The sequence below is a fragment of the Shewanella sp. Pdp11 genome (assembly GCF_002838165.1).
Taxonomy (GTDB): Bacteria; Pseudomonadota; Gammaproteobacteria; order Enterobacterales; family Shewanellaceae; genus Shewanella; species Shewanella hafniensis.
Genome location: NZ_CP015194.1, coordinates 1,930,856 through 1,950,489, shown reverse-complemented (window position 1 = coordinate 1,950,489; position 19,634 = coordinate 1,930,856). Strand labels below are relative to the sequence as shown.

Sequence of the window (19,634 nt, the reverse complement as noted above, 5' to 3'; positions counted from 1 at the left end):
TTTTGAGCTCAAATATTAAAACAACAATGTTGGAAGCAAGCGATATGACTATTGGGACTGCTCCGGTAAGTAAAACACATTCATTTATGACTGTGTCTCTTATCGAATTATGGGAACGCTTTGGTTATTACGGCATGCAAGCGCTGATTGTGTACTTTATGGTGCAGCGCCTTGGCTTTGATGACTCACGGGCAAACTTAGTATGGAGTGCCTGTGCGGCGCTTATTTATGTATCACCGGCGATAGGTGGCTGGGTTGGGGATAAGATCCTCGGCACTAAACGCACTATGCTGCTGGGTGCGGGGATTTTGTCTCTGGGTTATGCGCTGATGGCCGTACCCACTGAAAATACGTGGTTTATGTTTTCGGCGCTCGGTGTGATTGTGGTCGGTAACGGGCTGTTCAAACCCAATGCCGGTAACTTAGTTCGTAAAATTTACGAAGGTGACGATTCTAAAATCGACAGTGCGTTTACCATCTATTATATGGCGGTCAACGTCGGCTCGACCTTCTCTATGTTGCTGACGCCTTGGATTAAAGATTACGTCAACGCCCAGTATGGCAACGAGTTTGGCTGGCACGCCGCTTTTGCCGTGTGTTGTGTTGGCATATTGGTGGGTTTAGGCAACTATGCACTTATGCGTAAGAGTTTAGTCCATTACGGTTCAGAGCCTGATACTCGCCCAGTGAACAAGAAAAACCTCGCGATTGTATTGGGTCTATCCGCATTGTCGGTTGTCGCTTCAGCCATTATTTTGGAATATGAAGCGGTTGCCCGTGTCTTTGTTTACGCCGCTGGCGTAGCCGTATTGGCCATTTTCTTCCACTTGATCCGCACCAGCGAAACCAGTGAACGAGCGGGACTGATTGCGGCGCTGATCCTCACAGTGCAAACCGTGTTCTTCTTTATCTTCTATCAACAAATGTCGACTTCGTTGGCGCTGTTTGCCTTGCGTAACGTGGACTGGGATTTCCAAATTTTTGGTACCCATTTGTGGACTTGGTCACCGGCCCAGTTCCAAGCATTAAATCCATTATGGATTATGGTGTTAAGTCCAATCTTAGCGTGGAGTTATTCGTGGGCTGGTCGCAATGATAAAGACTTCTCTATCGCGGCGAAATTTGCCTTAGGTTTTGCCGTTGTGGCGATTGGCTTCTTTATCTATGGCTTTGCCGGACAATTCGCCGTCAACGGTAAAACCTCTTCATGGATCATGATCTGGGGCTATGCCTCTTACTCTTTAGGCGAATTGCTGGTGAGTGGTCTTGGTCTTGCCATGATTGCCCGCTACGTACCTGCGCGTATGGGCGGCTTTATGATGGGCGCCTATTTCGTCGCCTCAGGTATTTCACAGTATCTGGGCGGTGTGGTCGCTAACTTCGCCAGTGTGCCAAAAGATTTAGTCGACCCACTGCAAACCTTGCCCGTATACACCAGCCTATTTAATAAGTTGGGTATCGCGGCTGTGGTCTGTACCTTTATCGCCCTTGCAGTATTACCGCTCATGCGTCGCCTGACTGAGACTCACCATTCACACAACAATGCTGCTGATGATGGTATTAGTGAAAGTGCTGCGGCATCACTACGGGATGTAAAAGCAGAGCAATAATGCTCGACTGACAATAGCGATTTATTTATTGCATAACATTAACTGCCGATAGCCCTGCTATCGGCAGTTTTTTTATCACTTCACTTAGTTATACCCTTGTGTTGCAACTCATAACCAAATGAGCTGTAGCAAATATCACCCAATCCCGTAGTAACTGGCCTAGCGCTGAGTTGCTAAGAATAAGATCTTCAGTTCCACATTATCGGCCCTCACACTGGGATGACTTCACCGCCTCGATTTGTTACAAAGCAAGTATGAGCCCGGACGCATCCAGTTTAAACGCGCAGCTCAAGTGCACACTCAAATTGAAATAACCAACGAAAAACGAAAGGAAAAAGAGTCAGTCGTTCAAGCTTGAGAAGCGCGGCACTCAGCCCCATATCAATATCACTGAATACCTTTTATTCATCAAGACTGAGCCGTTAACGCTTGTTCTTCGCTATGCGCCTAACAATGCCACTAGCAATGCGACTAACACTGTTAGCGCCGCATGTTTCGCTAGCAAAAACGGCAGTCACTTGGAGACACTATGTCACAGCAGACATCAATATTGGCCGATATTCCCTTCTCGCTATTGGAACTCGCGCCCATGCGCCAAGGCTCAACCGTAGGCGAAACGCTGCACAACAGTTTGCAGTATGCCAAGGAAGCCGACAGACTCGGCTTTAATCGTTTTTGGTTTGCCGAACACCACAATATGCCCGGTATCGCCAGTGCGGCGACCTCGGTATTAATTGGTTATATTGCTGGCAATACGCAGCGTATTCGCGTCGGCGCGGGTGGCATTATGCTGCCAAACCATGCGCCTTTAGTGGTCGCGGAACAGTTTGGCACCCTTGAAAGCTTATATCCAGGTCGAATCGATTTAGGACTGGGACGCGCCCCCGGCAGCGATCAAATTACCAGCCGAGCACTGAACCGTGATACTAGTCGCGCCGAAAAATTCCCTGAAGAAGTCAGTGAATTACAAACCTTACTCGGCCCTTATAATGGTCGCCATGCGGTGCGAGCGATTCCAGGGGAAGGCACTAATGTGCCAATTTGGTTATTGGGCTCGAGTCTCTTTAGCGCACAGTTAGCGGCGCAGCGCGGTTTGCCCTATGTGTTTGCGGGCCACTTTGCCCCACGTTTTCTCTACGATGCGATTGAAATCTATCGCCGCGACTTTAAACCATCCCAAGTGCTGGATAAGCCCTATGTGATGCTCGGCTTGCCGCTCGTTGCCGCCGACACTGATGAAGAAGCCCAATATTTGGGCACGACCTCGAAACAGCGCGTGCTGGCGCTTATCCGTGGTCACGAGTTATGGTTAAAACCTCCGGTTGACACTATGGATGGCTTGTGGAGTGCGCAGGAAGAAACCTATGTCGATAATTTCTTAGGTTTATCTGTCACTGGCGGCCCAGCGACGATTAAGCATCGTTTGGAAATGATCGTTAAAGAACTCGGCGTGAATGAGTTTATCTTCACCAATGACTTGTATGACCTTGATAAACGCAAAAAAGCGCTGCAGATCCTAATGGAGATTAAACAGTAGCGATTCAGTAAACTGACTCGTGCTGAAAGCCATTGGCAGTAAAAATGGCTGCCAATGGAACCATCCTCAAAACAATTGCCCATAAAAAATCCCGCCGCAGCGGGATTTTTATTATGTAAAACTGTCATCAAAAACGGTTTTTATATCAAAGCAATATTAACTTTTCAGAACGGCATCAAAACTGGCTTTGAGGATACCTAGGCCTGCATCGATTTGTGCATCCGGCGCGGTTAATGGCACCAAAATACGCAGCACATTACCGTAAGTGCCGCAGGATAATAAAATCAATCCACGGTCACGGGCATCGCTCAACACTTGCGCGCAATAGTGCGGCGCAGGTTTGCCCTCTTCCATCAGTTCGATGGCGATCATCGCGCCTAAACCACGCACATCGGCGATTTGTGGATGTTCGACCTGCATCACATTCAGGGCAGACTTAATGCGCTCACCAATGGCATTGGCTCTTTCTAGCAACTTTTCTTCTTCAAACACTTCAATGACAGCAAGCGCTGCGGCGCAGGCTAACGGACTGCCACCATAGGTACCACCAAGGCCACCCGGACCAATCGCATCCATCACTTGCGCGCGGCCGGTAATCCCCGAAAGAGGGAAACCACCCGCGATAGATTTAGCAAAAGTCGTGATATCCGCAGCCACACCCATTTGCTCCATGGCAAAGAAAGTGCCGGTACGGCCTGCGCCCGTTTGCACTTCATCGGCGATGAGCATAATGCCTTCACGGTCGCACAGTGCACGCAGCCGCTGCATAAAGGCGGGTGATGCGGCGTAGAAACCGCCCTCGCCCTGCACTGGCTCTAAAATAATGGCGGCGATATCACTTGGCTCGGCATCATTTTTAAAGATACGTTCAATCGAGGCCATAGCATCGTCATCGGACACGCCGTGCATTTCGCAGGGGAACTCAGCGCGGAACACATTCGCCGACATCAGCCCCATACCTTTACTGTAAGGCGCGACTTTTCCGGTCAATGCCAAGGCCGCGATAGTGCGACCATGGTAGCCAGACGTAAAGGCAATCACACCAGCACGTTTGGTATAGGCACGCGCCACTTTAACTGCGTTTTCAACTGCTTCTGAGCCACTAGTGAATAATGCCGTCTTCTTGGCAAAATCCCCTGGCACCAATTGATTGAGCTTTTCACACACTTGGATATAGCTCTCGTAACCGAGCACCATAAAACAAGTGTGGGAGAAATTATCCAGCTGAGCTGCAACCGCCGCCTTCACTTTAGGGTGAAGATGACCGGTATTAAGCACGGCAATGCCGCCCGCAAAGTCAATAAACTCGCGACCTTCAACGTCCCACACAGTCGCATTTTCGGCGCGAGCGGTAAAAATAGGGTGAATTTGCCCGACACCACCCGCAACTGCGGCTTGGCGACGTGCCATCAATGAATCATTGGTTGTTGTCATTTAGTGTTCCTCACACGCCAAATCGGACCGTATTAAACGGACATGCAGATATACTTCATTTCTAAATATTCTTCGATGCCGAACTTAGAACCTTCGCGGCCAAGCCCTGAAGATTTCATCCCACCAAAGGGAGCCACTTCAGTCGAAATCAAGCCAGTGTTGACCCCAACCATGCCGTATTCCAAGGCTTCGGCGACTTTCCACACCAGTGAAATATCGCGACCATAGAAATAGGCGGCGAGGCCAAATTCCGTATCGTTAGCCTGTTTAATCACATCGTCGACATCACTGAATTTAAACAGCGGCGCAAGTGGACCAAAGGTCTCTTCACGGGCGACACGCATGCTTTTATCGACATTAGTGAGCACGGTTGGCTCGAAGAAATTACCGCCAAGGTCATGGACTTTACCGCCAGCGACCACAGATGCGCCTTTGGCAATGGCATCGACAAGGTGACTTTGTACTTTTTCGACCGCGGCGGCATTGATCAGCGGGCCCGTTGTGACGCCCTCCTTGATGCCCTCTCCGACTTTGAGCTTGCCCACAGCAGTGCTGAGTTTTAAGGCGAACTCGTCGTATACACCGTCTTGCACATAAATGCGGTTAGCGCAGACGCAGGTTTGGCCGGCATTACGGTACTTAGCAATCATGGCGCCTTCGACAGCTGCATCGATATTGGCATCGTTAAACACGATAAATGGCGCGTTACCGCCTAATTCTAAAGATAATTTTTTAAGTGTTGGCGCGCATTGCTCCATCAGCTTAATGCCGACATTGGTCGAGCCAGTGAACGACAGCTTACGCACTATCGGGTTGCTGCACATTTCATTACCAATCGCGACGGCATCGCCTGTGACCACACTGAACACCCCTGCCGGAATGCCCGCACGCTCGGCCAGTTCGGCCAAGGCTAATGCGGTAAACGGCGTTTGCGGCGCAGGCTTAACCACCATAGTACAACCCGCGGCGAGAGCCGGAGCCGCTTTGCGAGTGATCATCGCCGCAGGGAAGTTCCACGGCGTAATCGCCGCCGTTACGCCAACGGGCTGCTTAATCACCATCAAGCGTTTATCCCCTTGATGCCCGGGAATGGTATCGCCATAGATACGTTTCGCTTCTTCGGCAAACCACTCGATAAAGGACGCCGCGTAGGTCACTTCACCCTTGGCTTCCGCCAGCGGTTTGCCCTGTTCTGTGGTCATCAATAACGCGAGGTCATCACTGTTTTCATTGAGTAATTCAAACCAGCGTCTTAATTTAGCGCCGCGCTCTTTGGCTGTGAGCGCTCGCCAAGCTGGCAGCGCCGCTTCCGCCGCTTTAATCGCAGCTTGGGTTTCGACTTGCCCCATTACAGGGACGCTTGCAATCACAGCGCCCGTAGCAGGATTGGCGATGGCGACAGTCTCTTTCGACTCGGCATCACACCACTGGCCGTTGATATAACATTGTTGACGCAGCAAACTCGGATCTTTTAGCAACACAAGGACGTCCTCGCATTAGTGAGGCAATCACTTGCCTCGAATGAAAATAAGTGAAACAGACTAGATACCTAATTTGTCTCTCAAAGTGTAATACCAAGCTCCGATAGCACTAAAAGGGACGCGAAGTGCGTGACCACCGGGGAAGGGATAATGTGGCAATGCGGCAAAGGCATCGAAGCGCGTGGCTTGGCCATTGAGCATTTCGGCCAGTAACTTGCCCGCCAGATGGGTATAAGTGACACCGTGGCCACTGCAACCCTGTGAATAATAGATGTTCTTACCAATACGACCGACCTGTGGCAGGCGCGATAGCGTCAGCAGAAAGTTACCTGTCCAGGCATAATCAATCTTCACATCTTTTAATTGCGGGAAGGTTTTGAGCATGTTCGGAATAATGATCGACTTGATATCCGCCGGATCGCGGGCGCCATACACTACGCCGCCGCCGTAAATCATCCGCTTGTCGCCAGACAGGCGGAAATAATCGAGCAGATAGTTACAGTCTTCGACGCAGTAATCCTGCGGTAATAAGCTCGCCGCTAGATCGTCACTCAAGGGCTCAGTGGTGATCACTTGCGTGCCGCAGGGCATAGATTTCGCCTGCAGTTCTGGTAATAACTTGCCTAAATAAGCATTACCCGCCACGACCACAAACTTGGCTTTAACACTGCCCTGCGCCGTATGCACAACTGGGCTATCGCCTTCATCGACACTCAGCACTGCTGAGTCTTCATAAATCTTGCCGCCGAGGGATTCGACCGCGCGCGCTTCGCCAAGAGCTAAGTTAAGCGGGTGAATATGGCCGCCGCTTTTATCAAGCAGACCACCGACATAGCGCTCAGTATTTACTACACCGCGAATACCTTTGGCATCGAGGAGTTCAAGCTGATTAACATGACCGTGGCTTTCCCACAGTTGCTTTTGATGGCGCAGATGACCCATTTGCTTTTCGTTCATCGCAGCAAACACGCCGCCATCTTTGAGATCGCATTGAATGTTGTACTTAGCAATCCGATCGCGAATGATTTTTCCACCCTCAAAGGCCATTTGGCCAAAGAGTTTACCTTGTTCTTTGCCGACTGTTTTTTCAATAGTATCAATGTCACGGCTAAAACTATTGACGATTTGTCCGCCATTACGGCCCGAGGCGCCCCAGCCAATGCGAGCGGCTTCTAACACCACCACACTAAAGCCAGATTCTAATAAATGCAGCGCGGCAGAAAGGCCTGTATAACCTGCGCCAATCACACAAACATCGGCTTCAATCGATTCCTGTAGACGCGGACGTTCAACCTTATCGTTGGCCGATGCCGCATAATATGATCCAGCGTGAGCTATGGCAGACATGTTGTTCCCTTGAATTCTAATGTTCATTATTTTAAACAGCCATCACATCCTACACCTTCAGAAAACGAAACACTAGCCAGAAAAGTGCAATAATTTACATTTTGTTTGATATTTCAAACACGCGATAATCTTAAGCTCAATGATGTCATGCGACTTAAGCTAAGCGATGTCATATTAATGGTGTCGAGTCGCAGAACTGGCCTGCAAAGCGAAGCGGATGATGGGAGCGGTGACAATTAACAAGGGTGGCTTTGGCGATACCAAAGCCACCTTATATTAAGCTAACTAGTTCATCGGTGTGCGGTCGCGTTTCTCTGCCCGCCTTGCCATATACCAAGACAAGAAGGCGATTAACGAAACACACAGAATGATTAGCGTCGCTAAGGCGTTGATCTTAGGCGAAACCCCTAAACGTACCGAGGAAAACACCACCATAGGCAGCGTAGTTGCTCCTGGGCCAGAGGCAAAGCTTGCGATCACTAAATCGTCTAATGACAAGCTGAATGACAACAACCAACCCGCCACCAGCGCCGGCGAAATCATAGGCACTGTGATGAGGAAGAAAGTCTTCAGCGGTGTTGCCCCTAAGTCCATTGCCGCTTCTTCGATAGACATGTCCAGCTCGCGCAATCTTGACGACACAACCACAGCCACATAGGCAGCACAAAATGTTGAGTGCGCAATCCACACGGTCAACATGCCGCGCTCTTTAGGCCAACCAAACAAGTCGGCCATGTGCACAAACAGCAGTAGCAAAGACAGACCCGTGATCACCTCAGGCATAACCAGTGGTGCTGTGATCATGTTCGATAATGTCAGCTTCGCCCATGAGCGCTTAAATCGCGTCATCACAAAAGCCGCCATAGTGCCAATAATCACCGCCATGGTTGAGCTATAAAAGGCAATCCGTAGACTGGTCCACACCGCATCTAAAATCTGTTGGTCTTGAAATAACTCGCCATACCATTTAGGTGAAAATCCGCCCCATACCGTCACTAATTTAGAGTCGTTAAAGGAGTAAATCACCAGCACTAACATAGGTGCATACAGGAAGAACAAGCCAAACCACAACATCGCTGAAGAAAAACTTAACTTTTTCATAGGTCTTTCTCCAAACTACGCGCCTGATAGCGATGGAATAAGGTAATAGGAATAATCAATAAGCCCAACATCACAATCGCCAGTGACGAAGCCACAGGCCAGTCGCGGTTATTGAAGAATTCTTGCCATAAGACTCGACCTATCATTAATGAATCTGGACCACCGAGTAGCTCAGGGATCACAAACTCACCCACAGCAGGAATAAACACCAACATAGAGCCAGCAATCACACCGCTTTTTGACAGCGGGAAAGTGATTTTCCAGAAGGTATTTAAACGGCTTGAACCTAAATCAGACGCCGCTTCAATCAAACTCATATCGAGTTTCACTAAGGTGGCGTACAAAGGCAAAATCATAAAAGGTAAATACGCATAGATAATGCCGATATACACGGCAATATTGGTATTGAGGATTTGTAACGGCTCAGAGATGATTCCCAACCACATGAGTGAATGGTTGATGATCCCAGTGTTACTTAAAATCCCCATCCACGCATAAACCCGGATTAAAAATGAGGTCCAAGAAGGCAACATGACTAATAGCAGCAATACGGTTTGCAACCGCGCTGGCGCACGGGCAATCGCATAAGCCATTGGATAGCCAATAATCAAACAGCCGATGGTCGAAATTAACGCCATTTTCAATGAGCTGAGATACGCAGTGTAATACAGCGAATCATCAAGCAACATCAAGTAATTACCCAAATGCAGGAAGATATTTAACACATCGTCGCTATATTGGAACGTAGCCTCATAGGGCGGAATTGCAATCGCCGCCGTCGAAAAACTCAGTTTAAGGACAATCGCAAATGGCAAGGCGAAGAACAGCAGCAGCCAAGTGTAAGGTATGCCTATGGTCCAAAAACGGCCTTTGAGAAACTTTAATTTAGTCGGTATCTTCATGATCTCAACACCACGCCACTGGTGTCCTCCCAACTGATAAATACTTCGTCATCCCATGTGGCATGATCGGCGCGGCGCTCACGGTTAGTCATACTGCACTGGACTATTTGGCCATTATCTAAACGAATGTAATACACTGAAATACCGCCTAAATACGCGATATCATGTACGATTCCTTTCGCCCAGTTGTACTGACCTTCAGGCTGTTCGCGGCTAATAATGGTCTTTTCAGGACGCACAGCGAGCCACACATTTTTGTCTTCTACGTTGGTCGACACCCCGTAACCCACATAAAAAGATTGGGCCAACTCATTCGGCTTAATGATCAAATGGTCGACTTCATCCACTTCAATCGCGCCACCAAACAAGTTCACAGTGCCGATAAACTCGGCAATCATGCGGCTGTTCGGGCTTTCGTAAATATCCATGGGTGAGCCAGTTTGGGCAATCCAACCGTCGCTCATAATGGAAATGCGTCCCGCCATTGTCATGGCTTCTTCTTGATCGTGGGTCACCATCACGCAGGTCACACCAACACGCTCAAGAATTTCAACCACTTCGAGTTGCATCTGAGTACGCAGTTTTTTGTCCAATGCGCCCATAGGCTCATCGAGCAGTAATAATTTCGGCCGCTTTGCCAGTGAACGAGCCAAGGCTACACGCTGACGTTGACCACCGGATAACTGATGCGGCTTACGTTTACCGTATTGCTCCATGTGTACTAGCTTGAGCATATCTTGTACGCGCTGCTCAATTTCGGCCTTAGGTAACTTGTCTTGTTTCAAACCAAAGGCAATGTTTTGCGCCACTGTCATGTGGGGAAACAGAGCGTAGGATTGGAACATCATATTGATAGGACGTTCGTATGGCGGTAAATCGGTAATGTCTTCGCCATCGAGGAAAATACGGCCAGAGGTGGGTTTTTCAAACCCTGCTAACATACGCAATAACGTCGACTTACCCGAGCCAGAGCCGCCTAGTAAAGCAAAGATTTCGCCTTTATTGATGGTTAATGACACGTCGTCGACAGCCCGCACGTCATCGAATAACTTGCTTACCCGCTCAATCTTGAGCAGTACTTTTTCTTGCGTCTTTGTTGTCGGTTTATTGGTGACGCCCGAGGTGATTGCCATAGTACTTCTCCACCCAAAAATGATGCGTCAACACGCTCAAACTCTGGGTTCAACACGATTAATGAATGAAAAGAGGTTAACCAAACTGTGTCAAATCCTATACGTGGATGAACTATGCATAGGATTGGACATAGCAAGTCTGCCAAGCTAGGGGCAAGCTAGGCTTGCCCCTTATCGACTATTGCCCTGACTTCACTTTGGTCCAAACACGGGTTAATACGCGTTGGATTTTCAAAGGTCGGATTTCACCAATATAAAGTTTATCTAACACTTCTTGTGGTGGATAAATCGCGGGATCGGTGCGGATAGCCTCATCAACCAGAGGTTGAGCAGGATCGTTCGGGTTAGCATAGGCCACATAGTTAGAGATAGGCGCTATGACTTCTGGACGGAGGAAATAGTTAATCAGCGTCAGTGCATTATCTGCGTTAGTTGAATCCGCTGGGATAGCTAACATATCAAACCACAGGTTAGCCCCTTCTTTTGGAATCGAATAACCAATCTTATTGCCATTACCCGCCTCTTCAGCACGTGCTTTAGCTTGGAATACGTCACCAGAGAAACCAAAGGCCACACAAATGTCACCGTTTGCTAAATCAGAAATATAGCGAGATGAGTGGAAATAGGTCACGTAAGGACGGATTTTTTCCAGTAACTCACCGGCTTTTTCATAATCGCTTGGGTTGGAACTGTTGGGATCTAAACCTAAATAAATCAGTGCTTGAGGCACCATATCGTCGGCAGAGTCCAGCATAGCAAAGCCACACTTAGAGATTTTTTCAGCATATTTAGGATTGAAGATCAGTTCCATTGAGTTAAATGGCGCATCTTCACCCACAGCCGCTTTCACTTTATCTATGTTGTAACCAATACCATTGGTTCCCCATAAATAAGGCACGGCATACTGGTTACCCGGATCGGCTTTCTCAAGTAGCTTCATCAGGGCGGGATTTAAATTTTTGAAGTTAGGTAGCTTAGCGCGGTCTAAAGGTTTGAAAGCACCAGCTTTGATTTGCTTAGCGAGAAAATGGTTAGAAGGGACAACGATATCGTAGCCACTACGACCAGACAGTAATTTAGCCTCAAGCACTTCGTTACTATCGAACACATCGTAAATTACCCGAATGCCCGTTTCTTTCTTGAAGTTTTCTAAGGTATCTTCCGCGATATAATCTGACCAGTTATACACGCGAACCACTTCTTCCGCTTGGGCCGCTGCGCTCGCTAATACGCTCGCAGTGACCAGAGCTAGAGTGGTCATCTTATTAAATAGCTTCATGCTTTCTCCTTTCTCGGGTAGCAGAATTGCTTAAGCAAATTCTGACATTGTGTCACCGGGCTATCCGGATATTGTTGTTATTTTCGACCAATGCTACACCTTACAAACCGCATCGGCAGTCTCTACGGCACGGGATCCATGCCAGCTTTATATCTTGCTGCAATTTGTTAAGTATCAGGTTTCGTGCCAAATTTTCGAGGCATCAGTATTGCATTAACACTCAAAAAATTAGACTAGATATGACACTGCTTGTACATATTGCAACATTAAGGCAAATGCCTCAAGTCCCTAAGTAATCGTAAAAACCACTAAGATAAAACACATTTTAAATATGACTAACAATTAGTTAGCGACTCTAGCAAACGAGCGACTTAAAACAGTTAGGCCTATTTCACTTTTCTAGCGGACACACATCTGAATTGAATAATCACTTTAATCAACAAGCCATTAAAAACCATCAGATTATTTAACAAGTGAATTGCACCGGTTGGGTGCAACTTCACTAAAACAGTGCAAATCTCCATCTTGTTGTTACCGACGCTAACCTCAGATTTGTCTGGGTTAACGCGGTAACACAGCTAGTGCACTTAATCCAAAAACATTACACAGTGAGCAATAGGAATTCACGTTCCCATGAACTGACCACACGGCGGAAGTTTTCAAGTTCAGCCTGTTTCACCGCCACAAAACCTGTGGTGAAGGCTTCACCTAAATACTCCTTACAGGCATCACTTTCTTCCATCGCCGCTAAGGCTTCTTCTAAGGTAAGCGGTAAACAATGGGTGTTGTTGCTGCGGCTTTCGTTGGCTTTACCTTGCACTGGCGTAGAAGGTTTTAGCTCCTCAACCATACCGATATAACCACACAATAAGCTCGCGGCAATGGCCAAATAACAGTTTGCATCGGCGCCGGGAATCCGGTTTTCGATACGACGGTTTTGTGGCGAAGACTCAGGAATACGTAATCCACAGGTGCGGTTTTCATCGCCCCACTCTAAGTTCACTGGCGCCGAAGTACCGGGTAGGAAACGACGGAAAGAGTTTGCATTGGGCGCCATCAGCGGCAGCAACTCAGGGATGAATTTTTGCAGACCGGCAATATATCCCAAGAATAACTGGCTCTTAGTGCCATCTTCATTGGTGAAAATATTTTTGCCTGTCTCTTTATTGATCACACTCTGGTGAATGTGCATTGCACTACCAGGTTCGTCAGTCACAGGTTTGGCCATAAAGGTAGCGCAAACATCGTGCTTCAGTGCCGCTTCGCGCAAGGTACGTTTAAAGATAAACACTTGATCAGCAAGGGACAATGGATTGCCGTGGCTGAAGTTAATCTCCATCTGCGCGGGGCCATCTTCATGGATTAAGGTATCGATATCTAAACCTTGAAGCTCACACCAATCGTACATGTCTTCAAACATAGGATCGTATTCGTTGGCTGCATCGATAGAGAAAGACTGGCGGCCCGCTTCGGGTCGACCTGAACGGCCAATTGGTGGCTTTAGGGGTAAATCGTGGTCGTCACTACGACGGGTCAAATAGAACTCCATTTCAGGAGCGATAACCGGTTCCCAGCCCTGTTCGTCATAGAGAGACAAGACTTTTTTCAATACGTTACGTGGTGACAGCTCAATCGGATTACCCATTCTGTCGTAGCAATCGTGGATCACCTGCGCCGTGGCTTCGATGGTCCAAGGCAACATAAAAACAGCGTTTTCATCGGGTACACAGACAAAATCGATGTCGGCAGCATCGAGCAAGCTGTAGTAAACATCTTCATTCACAAAATCGCCGGTCACGGTTTGTAACAGCACGCTTTCGGGCAAACGCATGCCTTTTTCATCGAGAAATTTATCGACTGGTGCAATCTTGCCGCGGGCGATGCCAGTCATGTCACTGATAACACATTCGACTTCTGTGATTTTTCGTTCTTTTAAAAAAGCGATTAGCTTATTCATTATTATTTCACTCGAGTTGTAGCCCTGCGTCGGCATGCATCACCGAAGGCATTGAAAAGGGAGAGGTAAAACGGATTTTCGCTCACCTTCCACTCTGGATGCCATTGCACACCGAGGGCAAATTCTTTAGTACCTATTACGGAGAAAGCCTCCACTAACCCATCTGGAGCATAAGCTTCTGGCCGCAACCCAACACCCAGACGCTCCACGCCTTGAGTATGCACAGAGTTGACCTCTGCAGAGTTACGGCCCCAGGCCTCGTAAATAAGCCCCCCGGGCTCAACAGTAATACTGTGAGAAGCCCCATATTGCACATCTAAGGATGCGGTTTTATCTTCTCTATGTTCAATAAAGCCACCCACCTCATATAACTTCTGGTGCAAACTGCCACCAAAGGCCACATTCATTTCTTGAAAACCGCGACAAATACCTAATACAGGTACCCCAGCAGCGATAGCAGCGTGGATCAGCGGCAAAGTCGTCGCATCACGTTTAGGATCATGGTGTGTACCAAGCTCGCTCGGTTGGCCTGCATAAAGATGGGGTTCTACATTAGAAGGAGAGCCAGTAAACAAAATACCGTCAAGACGTTCTAAAATCGCGTCTATCGGTAAATCGCCGCCTAACGATGGGATCACTAGCGGCCAGCCTTTCGCGCCATTCACGACACCTAAAAGGTATTTTTCACCAACAATATTAAAGGGATGTGAACCCAGTTGTTGATTACAAGCAATAACACCTATGAGGGGCAAATCGGCTGACATATCTCACCTTTAGAATTCGTTTTACTAGCATAACGAACACTTTGTCTTTAAATGTTCATTTTTTCACACAGTACACCGAAATTTCACACTAGGCAAGAGGTTAAGCACTTGTTAAAGGTTATTTAATCCACTTGTGTTTAATAAGCATAAATAACATGTAGTTAAACCTATATTGTGGTTATTCAATGTTATTTCATGTGAATAAAACAGTGCTTCAGCTGACAAAAAGCGCACTTTTAGCTGCGTAAATTAAACCGTATTCGAGCTAAATTTGAACCAATATTATTTACACAAAGAAGAGGATATATAACAAATATGACAGGATTAGAAAGTAGGTAAATCCGCAGTTGTGTTGAATAACAGTATTACGCCACTCACTTTTAGCTAATGAGTGGCCTAAGGTGTTAAATAATAGGATAAGTTAATGACTTAACTAGAAGTTCGCAGGCGTAGTCGCACTCACCAAACGGCAAGGTTCATCAAAGGGATTACGGAATCTATGGGGCACTTCACTGTTAAAGTAGTAACTGTCACCCGCTTCCAAAATATACACTTCATCACCCACAGTGAGCTCGAATTTACCTTCGATCACCATGGCAGCCTCTTCACCTTCGTGCTTCAGCATTTCTTCACCCGTATCTGAACCGGGCGGATAAATTTCACTCATCACTGACATAGCACGGTTGGGATAATCACGGCCGATCAGTTTAAATTCAAGTGGTCCAGTGCCGATATCCAGTAATTCATTGGATCGATAGACGACCTTTTGCTCACTATCCGCAGAGGCTTCAATGGAGAAAAAATCCACTAAAGACATCGGGATACCCGACAGCACTTTTTTTAGAGAGCTGACTGACGGGCTAACACTGTTTTTCTCGATCATTGAAATCGTACTGTTAGTCACTCCAGCACGTTTGGCCAATTCTCGTTGAGATAAGCCTTTCATTTTTCGAACAGTTTTGAGGCTGGCTCCAATATCCAAATTTCACATCCCCCTAAAGGCTCGGGTCAACCCCGATAGATGACGAACAGGTTGTTCAGGATAAACACCATCCAGAACGCATTTTCGCCCAAAAAGCGCGTGTTTTACTGCTTTCATTGTATTCTACATAAAAAGCATGTTAAATAAAACGAACACTTTTTTGCGTCATGTTAAAAGTGTGATGAGTATACTGAGACAAGTCCAATTTACAATAAAAACAATTTTTTGGAGCCATAATGGCAAGCAAACCTCCGGTGCATAGCGAACAGTATCCACACTCTTATTATGTTGATACTGCTAAAGAAATTTACGCGCACCCACAACTCGAAGGCAATATCAGTGCCGATGTCTGCATAGTCGGCGGCGGCTTTAGCGGTATCAATACCGCCATAGAACTCGCACAGCGCGGCATGAGTGTCGTCCTATTAGAAGCCAAACGCATTGGCTGGGGCGCATCAGGGCGAAACGGCGGCGAACTCATTCGCGGCATAGGCCATGACCCTGCACAATTTCACAGTGAAATCGGCACTGAAGGTGTTCAAGCAATTCAACAGATGGGCTTTGAAGCCGTCGAAATTGTGCGAAATCGCATACAAGAACACAATATCGACTGTGATCTGCAAATGGGTTATTGCGACTTAGCAGTTAAACTTCGTCACATGGATGAGCTTGAAGAAGAATTTAGCGCACTCAAGGCCATGGGTTATCAGCAAGAAATCAAGCTGTTAACTAAGGGACAATTAGGTGAAGTCATAGGCTCAGATTTTTATCAAGGTGCGCTGGTTGATATGGGCAGCGGCCATTTACACCCGCTGAATCTTGCTCTGGGTGAGGCACGCGTCGCCCGTAATCTGGGCGCACAGTTATTTGAATACAGCGCCGCCGAAAAAATCATTCAAGGCGCTAAACCTAAAGTCATCACCGCCAAGGGCGAAGTCACTTGCCAATACTTGGTACTGGCTGGCAATGCCTATATTGGCCACAAACTTAACAGTTTTGTTGGGGGCAAAGTGTTACCCGCTGGCAGTTATTTATTGGCGACCGAGCCCTTAACTGCGGCCCAATGTGCGAGCATTATCCCGCAGAATATGGCCTTCGCCGATATGCGAATTGCCTTAGATTACTTTCACTTATCCGCAGATCGTCGACTGCTGTTTGGTGGCCTTTGCACTTACTCAGGTAAAGACCCCAGAGATATTGAAGCAGCACTAAGACCGAATCTGGAGAAGGTGTTCCCGCAGTTAAAAGGCGTGCGCATCGATTATGAATGGGGTGGCATGATAGGTATTGGAGCTAACCGTATGCCACAAATTGGTCGCCTGCCCGATGCCAATAATATTTTCTACGCCCAAGCCTATGCAGGACATGGGGTGAATGCCACTCACATGGCGGCAAAACTACTGGCCGAGGCTATCTGCCAACAGGCGGGACACTTCGATGTGTTCGCAAAAATCAAACACATGACCTTCCCCGGCGGCCCGACGTTTCGCTCACCTATGCTCGCGGCTGGCATGTTGTATCACAGATTTAAAGACTTGTTTTAAGGACTGGTTTGAAGCCATAACGCATGATGCCCATCGGATACATAATCCGATGGGCATCATTGTTATAAGCACGAACCATTTAACCACTCGTCATTTAGATACGAGTCACCCTGTACAAGTTATTCAGTAAAATTAAGGCTTCAACAACGCTAAGCCTCGCCTAAGAGATGACCTCGGTCTAACAAGCATAACGGCTTTTTAAAAGCTAATTGGCTCTCGCTAATCTCTGGCGCTTTCTACGCCTTGCCCACAGGATAAAAGGGATAGACCCGAGATAATGCACGACTAACGCCACCACAACCCCAAAGCCAATCCCACTGGTGGTTAAAGGTATCCCAGGCTTAAAGTTACTGACGGTTTTCTCAAGATAATCAAAGCGAACTGGATTAAACATGTAGGCAGTTTTTTCAAACAAATTACCCGTGTTAAACACAGCCACGCCCTCTGTTAGCTCTTTATAAAGCGCCATTGTCTGTACTTTTTGCTCAGCGTCGGCACGCACACTAGGCTCTTCATTTTGCTGGTGACGGGCAATCATGGCCTCAGCATCGGCATAATGATATTCCTTAGCCGTTGCCTCGTAGCCTTCTACCTGCCATTGTGTCGATGCATAGAGTCCCGCTAGAAATTGCTGATAATGATCAGCCAGTTGTGGTAACTGTAAGGCAATCACTAAAATAAATCCAAATACCAACTTATCGATCAATCTCGCTATCAAAGGTTTCTCCTTGGCATTTAGCCAAACGACGTAGAAGTCACATGATGTTCAACAAAAACCACGCTAACTTAATTAATCTACAGCACTAATTTCAATGGTGATACTCAATTAACACTCTATCGGCAGATCGTTACGGCTGCCCCAATCCGCCCATGAACCGTCATAGAGGATGGGATTTTTATGCCCCGCGGCGACCGAAGCTAAGATCAAAATACACGCCGTAATCCCAGAACCACAGCTGAATATCCTTGCGGATTTATCCGCTGCTAACCCTTGATAAATCGCCTGTAACTCACTGGCCGTTTTGATTTTATTGCCATCGAGCACTTGAGCGAAGGGTAAGTTCACCGAGCGAGGAATATGTCCTGAGCGCACACCGGGGCGCGGCTCACTCACTTGGCCTAAAAAGCGTGGCGCACCACGGGCATCGACAATCGCGGTTTCGGCATCTTCTATACGTGATAACACGGCCTCGGCATCCATCACGCGCTCGGGGTGGTATTGCAGCACATCAACTAAAGTATCGACATCCGTCGGGCCGTAATCTACACCTTCGGCTTGATAACGCGATGATGTAATGCGGTCTTCTTCAATCCATTGAGGCAAGCCACCATCGAGCACATAGACTCGATTAAAACCCATGACTTTAAAGGTCCACCACGCCCGTGGAGATGAATAAATACCTTGATTATCATAGATAACGATAACACTGTCGGCCTCAATCCCAAGTTGCGCTATCCCTTGGCTGAACTGCTCAAATGTCGGCAAGGCATGGATTTGAGTTGAAGTCTTATCGCAAAACACATTTTCCACATCGAACCTGCGTGAGCGCGGAATGCAAATAGGCTCATCGTAAACTAGGGGTTCTTTACCAATAACGGTTTCCATACTGGCATCGAGCAAGACTAAATGGGGATCGGTGAGGTGTGCTTCGAGCCACTGCGTACTAACAAGTGGGTATTCCATAGCGGGTCCTTTTACTATTATCCAAGTCTGCCGCTAGTCTCTCACCAAATGCCGTAAAGCCCAAATATCGGCTTAACAAATTGTCTGCTTTGGGATTTTATTTAAAAGCGTCGACTCGGTTTCATACACTCAATCATTAAATTGCGGCGAAGCCATATTTTGAAGAGAGTGCTTTAAACTGCTCATTTTTAAGACGCCATTTTCGAAATAGCCGCTACTTAATGACTTCAATTTTCACGTCAATCAAGCCAGAAGAAGTATTGCCTATGCTGCTGAACGCCGATTTAGACAAATCAATAATGCGGCCACGCACGAAAGGCCCTCTATCATTGATTTTCACAATAACACTTTTGCCATTATCGACATTGGTGACCTTAACACTCGAGCCAAAGGGTAACTTTTTATGTGCTGCTGTCTTTAATTTATGTTTGTAAAGTTCACCACTGGCCGTCTGCTTATTTTGATGTTTATCCCCATAAAATGAAGTCTGACCAGCTTCCGTGAATCCCACCCAGTTACCATTCTCCCCCGTCTGCATTGAAGAACAGCCAGCCAAAAAGCTTAGCAATGCCAGCACAGCTAGTTTCACGAAATTGAACTGCCTAATTGGGTTTTGAAGTGCATTCATTTGAAGCGCATTCACATGACACCCTCTCTAATGAGTGAACGCTTTGCTGACGAGCGTTAGGCACAGCAAAAGTCACAGGGAAAATAACCAACAACCTTAGATGGCAAAGCTCTAAGCTTGCATCCTAAAAGATCAAAATAAGAAACAATAAATTTCCACGAGGCTACAGCAGTTGCACGCTAAAATCACGTATTTACAGGTGAATGCTCTTACGTTGAGATAAAATATGCAGTCATAACGAGGCTTTGTTT

At 47.2% G+C, this 19,634-nt stretch carries 16 protein-coding genes; 3 read left to right on the top strand and 13 right to left on the bottom strand.

Annotated elements, in window-relative coordinates; all coding sequences use genetic code 11:
• The first annotated feature begins 44 nt into the window (after positions 1 to 44).
• Positions 45 to 1,610 carry a peptide MFS transporter gene (locus AYJ58_RS08615; protein ID WP_106649776.1) on the top strand — a complete coding sequence of 522 codons (1,566 nt, stop codon included), beginning with the start codon at positions 45 to 47 and terminating at the stop codon, positions 1,608 to 1,610.
• 529 nt (positions 1,611 to 2,139) lie between these two features.
• A complete protein-coding gene (locus tag AYJ58_RS08610; protein ID WP_106649775.1) occupies positions 2,140 to 3,147 on the top strand; it encodes an LLM class flavin-dependent oxidoreductase in 1,008 nt (335 codons plus the stop codon).
• Between the two features lie 156 nt (positions 3,148 to 3,303).
• Here the strand turns inward: AYJ58_RS08610 and gabT are convergent, their stop codons facing one another.
• The 10 genes from gabT to AYJ58_RS08560 all read right to left on the bottom strand — a co-directional run bounded on the left by gabT (position 3,304) and on the right by AYJ58_RS08560 (position 15,527).
• A complete protein-coding gene (gene gabT / locus AYJ58_RS08605) occupies positions 3,304 to 4,581 on the bottom strand; it encodes a 4-aminobutyrate--2-oxoglutarate transaminase (protein WP_106649774.1) in 1,278 nt (425 codons plus the stop codon).
• Positions 4,582 to 4,613: 32 nt separating this feature from the next.
• Positions 4,614 to 6,062, bottom strand: a complete 1,449-nt coding sequence (gene gabD, locus AYJ58_RS08600) for an NADP-dependent succinate-semialdehyde dehydrogenase (RefSeq protein ID WP_106649773.1) — start codon at positions 6,060 to 6,062, stop codon at positions 4,614 to 4,616.
• A gap of 60 nt (positions 6,063 to 6,122) precedes the next feature.
• Positions 6,123 to 7,409, bottom strand: a complete 1,287-nt coding sequence (locus AYJ58_RS08595; protein WP_106649772.1) for an NAD(P)/FAD-dependent oxidoreductase — start codon at positions 7,407 to 7,409, stop codon at positions 6,123 to 6,125.
• Between the two features lie 285 nt (positions 7,410 to 7,694).
• Entirely contained in the window at positions 7,695 to 8,510 is an 816-nt protein-coding gene (locus AYJ58_RS08590) for an ABC transporter permease subunit (protein WP_006080702.1), read from the bottom strand.
• Entirely contained in the window at positions 8,507 to 9,412 is a 906-nt protein-coding gene (locus tag AYJ58_RS08585) for an ABC transporter permease subunit (protein ID WP_106649771.1), read from the bottom strand. Before AYJ58_RS08585 ends, AYJ58_RS08590 begins: the two co-directional genes overlap by 4 nt.
• Positions 9,409 to 10,545, bottom strand: coding sequence for a polyamine ABC transporter ATP-binding protein (gene potA / locus AYJ58_RS08580; protein ID WP_106649770.1), 1,137 nt, complete (start codon positions 10,543 to 10,545; stop codon positions 9,409 to 9,411). Before potA ends, AYJ58_RS08585 begins: the two co-directional genes overlap by 4 nt.
• Positions 10,546 to 10,723: 178 nt before the next feature.
• On the bottom strand, positions 10,724 to 11,824 hold the full coding sequence (locus tag AYJ58_RS08575; RefSeq protein ID WP_006085019.1) for a polyamine ABC transporter substrate-binding protein: 1,101 nt from the start codon (positions 11,822 to 11,824) through the stop codon (positions 10,724 to 10,726).
• A 601-nt stretch (positions 11,825 to 12,425) separates the two neighbouring features.
• The gene (locus AYJ58_RS08570) at positions 12,426 to 13,781 is read right to left on the bottom strand and encodes a glutamine synthetase family protein (protein WP_063884501.1); all 1,356 of its coding nucleotides are present in this window, start codon (positions 13,779 to 13,781) and stop codon (positions 12,426 to 12,428) included.
• 2 nt (positions 13,782 to 13,783) lie between these two features.
• Positions 13,784 to 14,545 (bottom strand): gamma-glutamyl-gamma-aminobutyrate hydrolase family protein, encoded by a 762-nt coding sequence (locus AYJ58_RS08565; protein ID WP_006085017.1) that lies wholly within the window; start codon positions 14,543 to 14,545, stop codon positions 13,784 to 13,786.
• Positions 14,546 to 14,978: 433 nt separating this feature from the next.
• Positions 14,979 to 15,527, bottom strand: coding sequence for a cupin domain-containing protein (locus AYJ58_RS08560; RefSeq protein ID WP_006080693.1), 549 nt, complete (start codon positions 15,525 to 15,527; stop codon positions 14,979 to 14,981).
• A gap of 236 nt (positions 15,528 to 15,763) precedes the next feature.
• On the opposite strand from AYJ58_RS08560, the gene AYJ58_RS08555 reads away from it, so the two are divergent.
• Positions 15,764 to 17,071, top strand: coding sequence for an NAD(P)/FAD-dependent oxidoreductase (locus AYJ58_RS08555; protein ID WP_106649769.1), 1,308 nt, complete (start codon positions 15,764 to 15,766; stop codon positions 17,069 to 17,071).
• 205 nt (positions 17,072 to 17,276) lie between these two features.
• Here the strand turns inward: AYJ58_RS08555 and AYJ58_RS08550 are convergent, their stop codons facing one another.
• The 3 genes from AYJ58_RS08550 to AYJ58_RS08540 all read right to left on the bottom strand — a co-directional run bounded on the left by AYJ58_RS08550 (position 17,277) and on the right by AYJ58_RS08540 (position 19,383).
• Complete coding sequence (locus AYJ58_RS08550) at positions 17,277 to 17,789, bottom strand: DUF2937 family protein (protein WP_106649768.1); 513 nt, start codon at positions 17,787 to 17,789, stop codon at positions 17,277 to 17,279.
• A 108-nt stretch (positions 17,790 to 17,897) separates the two neighbouring features.
• Positions 17,898 to 18,755 carry a sulfurtransferase gene (locus tag AYJ58_RS08545; protein ID WP_106649767.1) on the bottom strand — a complete coding sequence of 286 codons (858 nt, stop codon included), beginning with the start codon at positions 18,753 to 18,755 and terminating at the stop codon, positions 17,898 to 17,900.
• A 214-nt stretch (positions 18,756 to 18,969) separates the two neighbouring features.
• Positions 18,970 to 19,383, bottom strand: coding sequence for a septal ring lytic transglycosylase RlpA family protein (locus AYJ58_RS08540; RefSeq protein ID WP_106649766.1), 414 nt, complete (start codon positions 19,381 to 19,383; stop codon positions 18,970 to 18,972).
• Between the last annotated feature and the right edge of the window lie 251 nt (positions 19,384 to 19,634).

Bases quoted from the DNA above. Each gene is read 5' to 3' on its own strand.
- AYJ58_RS08540 (WP_106649766.1), bottom strand. From the start codon at position 19,383: ATGAATGCACTTCAAAACCCAATTAGGCAGTTCAATTTCGTGAAACTA.
- AYJ58_RS08595 (WP_106649772.1), bottom strand. From the start codon at position 7,409: ATGTCTGCCATAGCTCACGCTGGATCATATTATGCGGCATCGGCCAAC.
- AYJ58_RS08555 (WP_106649769.1), top strand. From the start codon at position 15,764: ATGGCAAGCAAACCTCCGGTGCATAGCGAACAGTATCCACACTCTTAT.
- AYJ58_RS08570 (WP_063884501.1), bottom strand. From the start codon at position 13,781: ATGAATAAGCTAATCGCTTTTTTAAAAGAACGAAAAATCACAGAAGTC.
- AYJ58_RS08585 (WP_106649771.1), bottom strand. From the start codon at position 9,412: ATGAAGATACCGACTAAATTAAAGTTTCTCAAAGGCCGTTTTTGGACC.
- AYJ58_RS08575 (WP_006085019.1), bottom strand. From the start codon at position 11,824: ATGAAGCTATTTAATAAGATGACCACTCTAGCTCTGGTCACTGCGAGC.
- AYJ58_RS08615 (WP_106649776.1), top strand. From the start codon at position 45: ATGACTATTGGGACTGCTCCGGTAAGTAAAACACATTCATTTATGACT.
- gabT (WP_106649774.1), bottom strand. From the start codon at position 4,581: ATGACAACAACCAATGATTCATTGATGGCACGTCGCCAAGCCGCAGTT.
- AYJ58_RS08565 (WP_006085017.1), bottom strand. From the start codon at position 14,545: ATGTCAGCCGATTTGCCCCTCATAGGTGTTATTGCTTGTAATCAACAA.
- AYJ58_RS08610 (WP_106649775.1), top strand. From the start codon at position 2,140: ATGTCACAGCAGACATCAATATTGGCCGATATTCCCTTCTCGCTATTG.
- AYJ58_RS08590 (WP_006080702.1), bottom strand. From the start codon at position 8,510: ATGAAAAAGTTAAGTTTTTCTTCAGCGATGTTGTGGTTTGGCTTGTTC.
- AYJ58_RS08545 (WP_106649767.1), bottom strand. From the start codon at position 18,755: ATGGAATACCCACTTGTTAGTACGCAGTGGCTCGAAGCACACCTCACC.
- potA (WP_106649770.1), bottom strand. From the start codon at position 10,545: ATGGCAATCACCTCGGGCGTCACCAATAAACCGACAACAAAGACGCAA.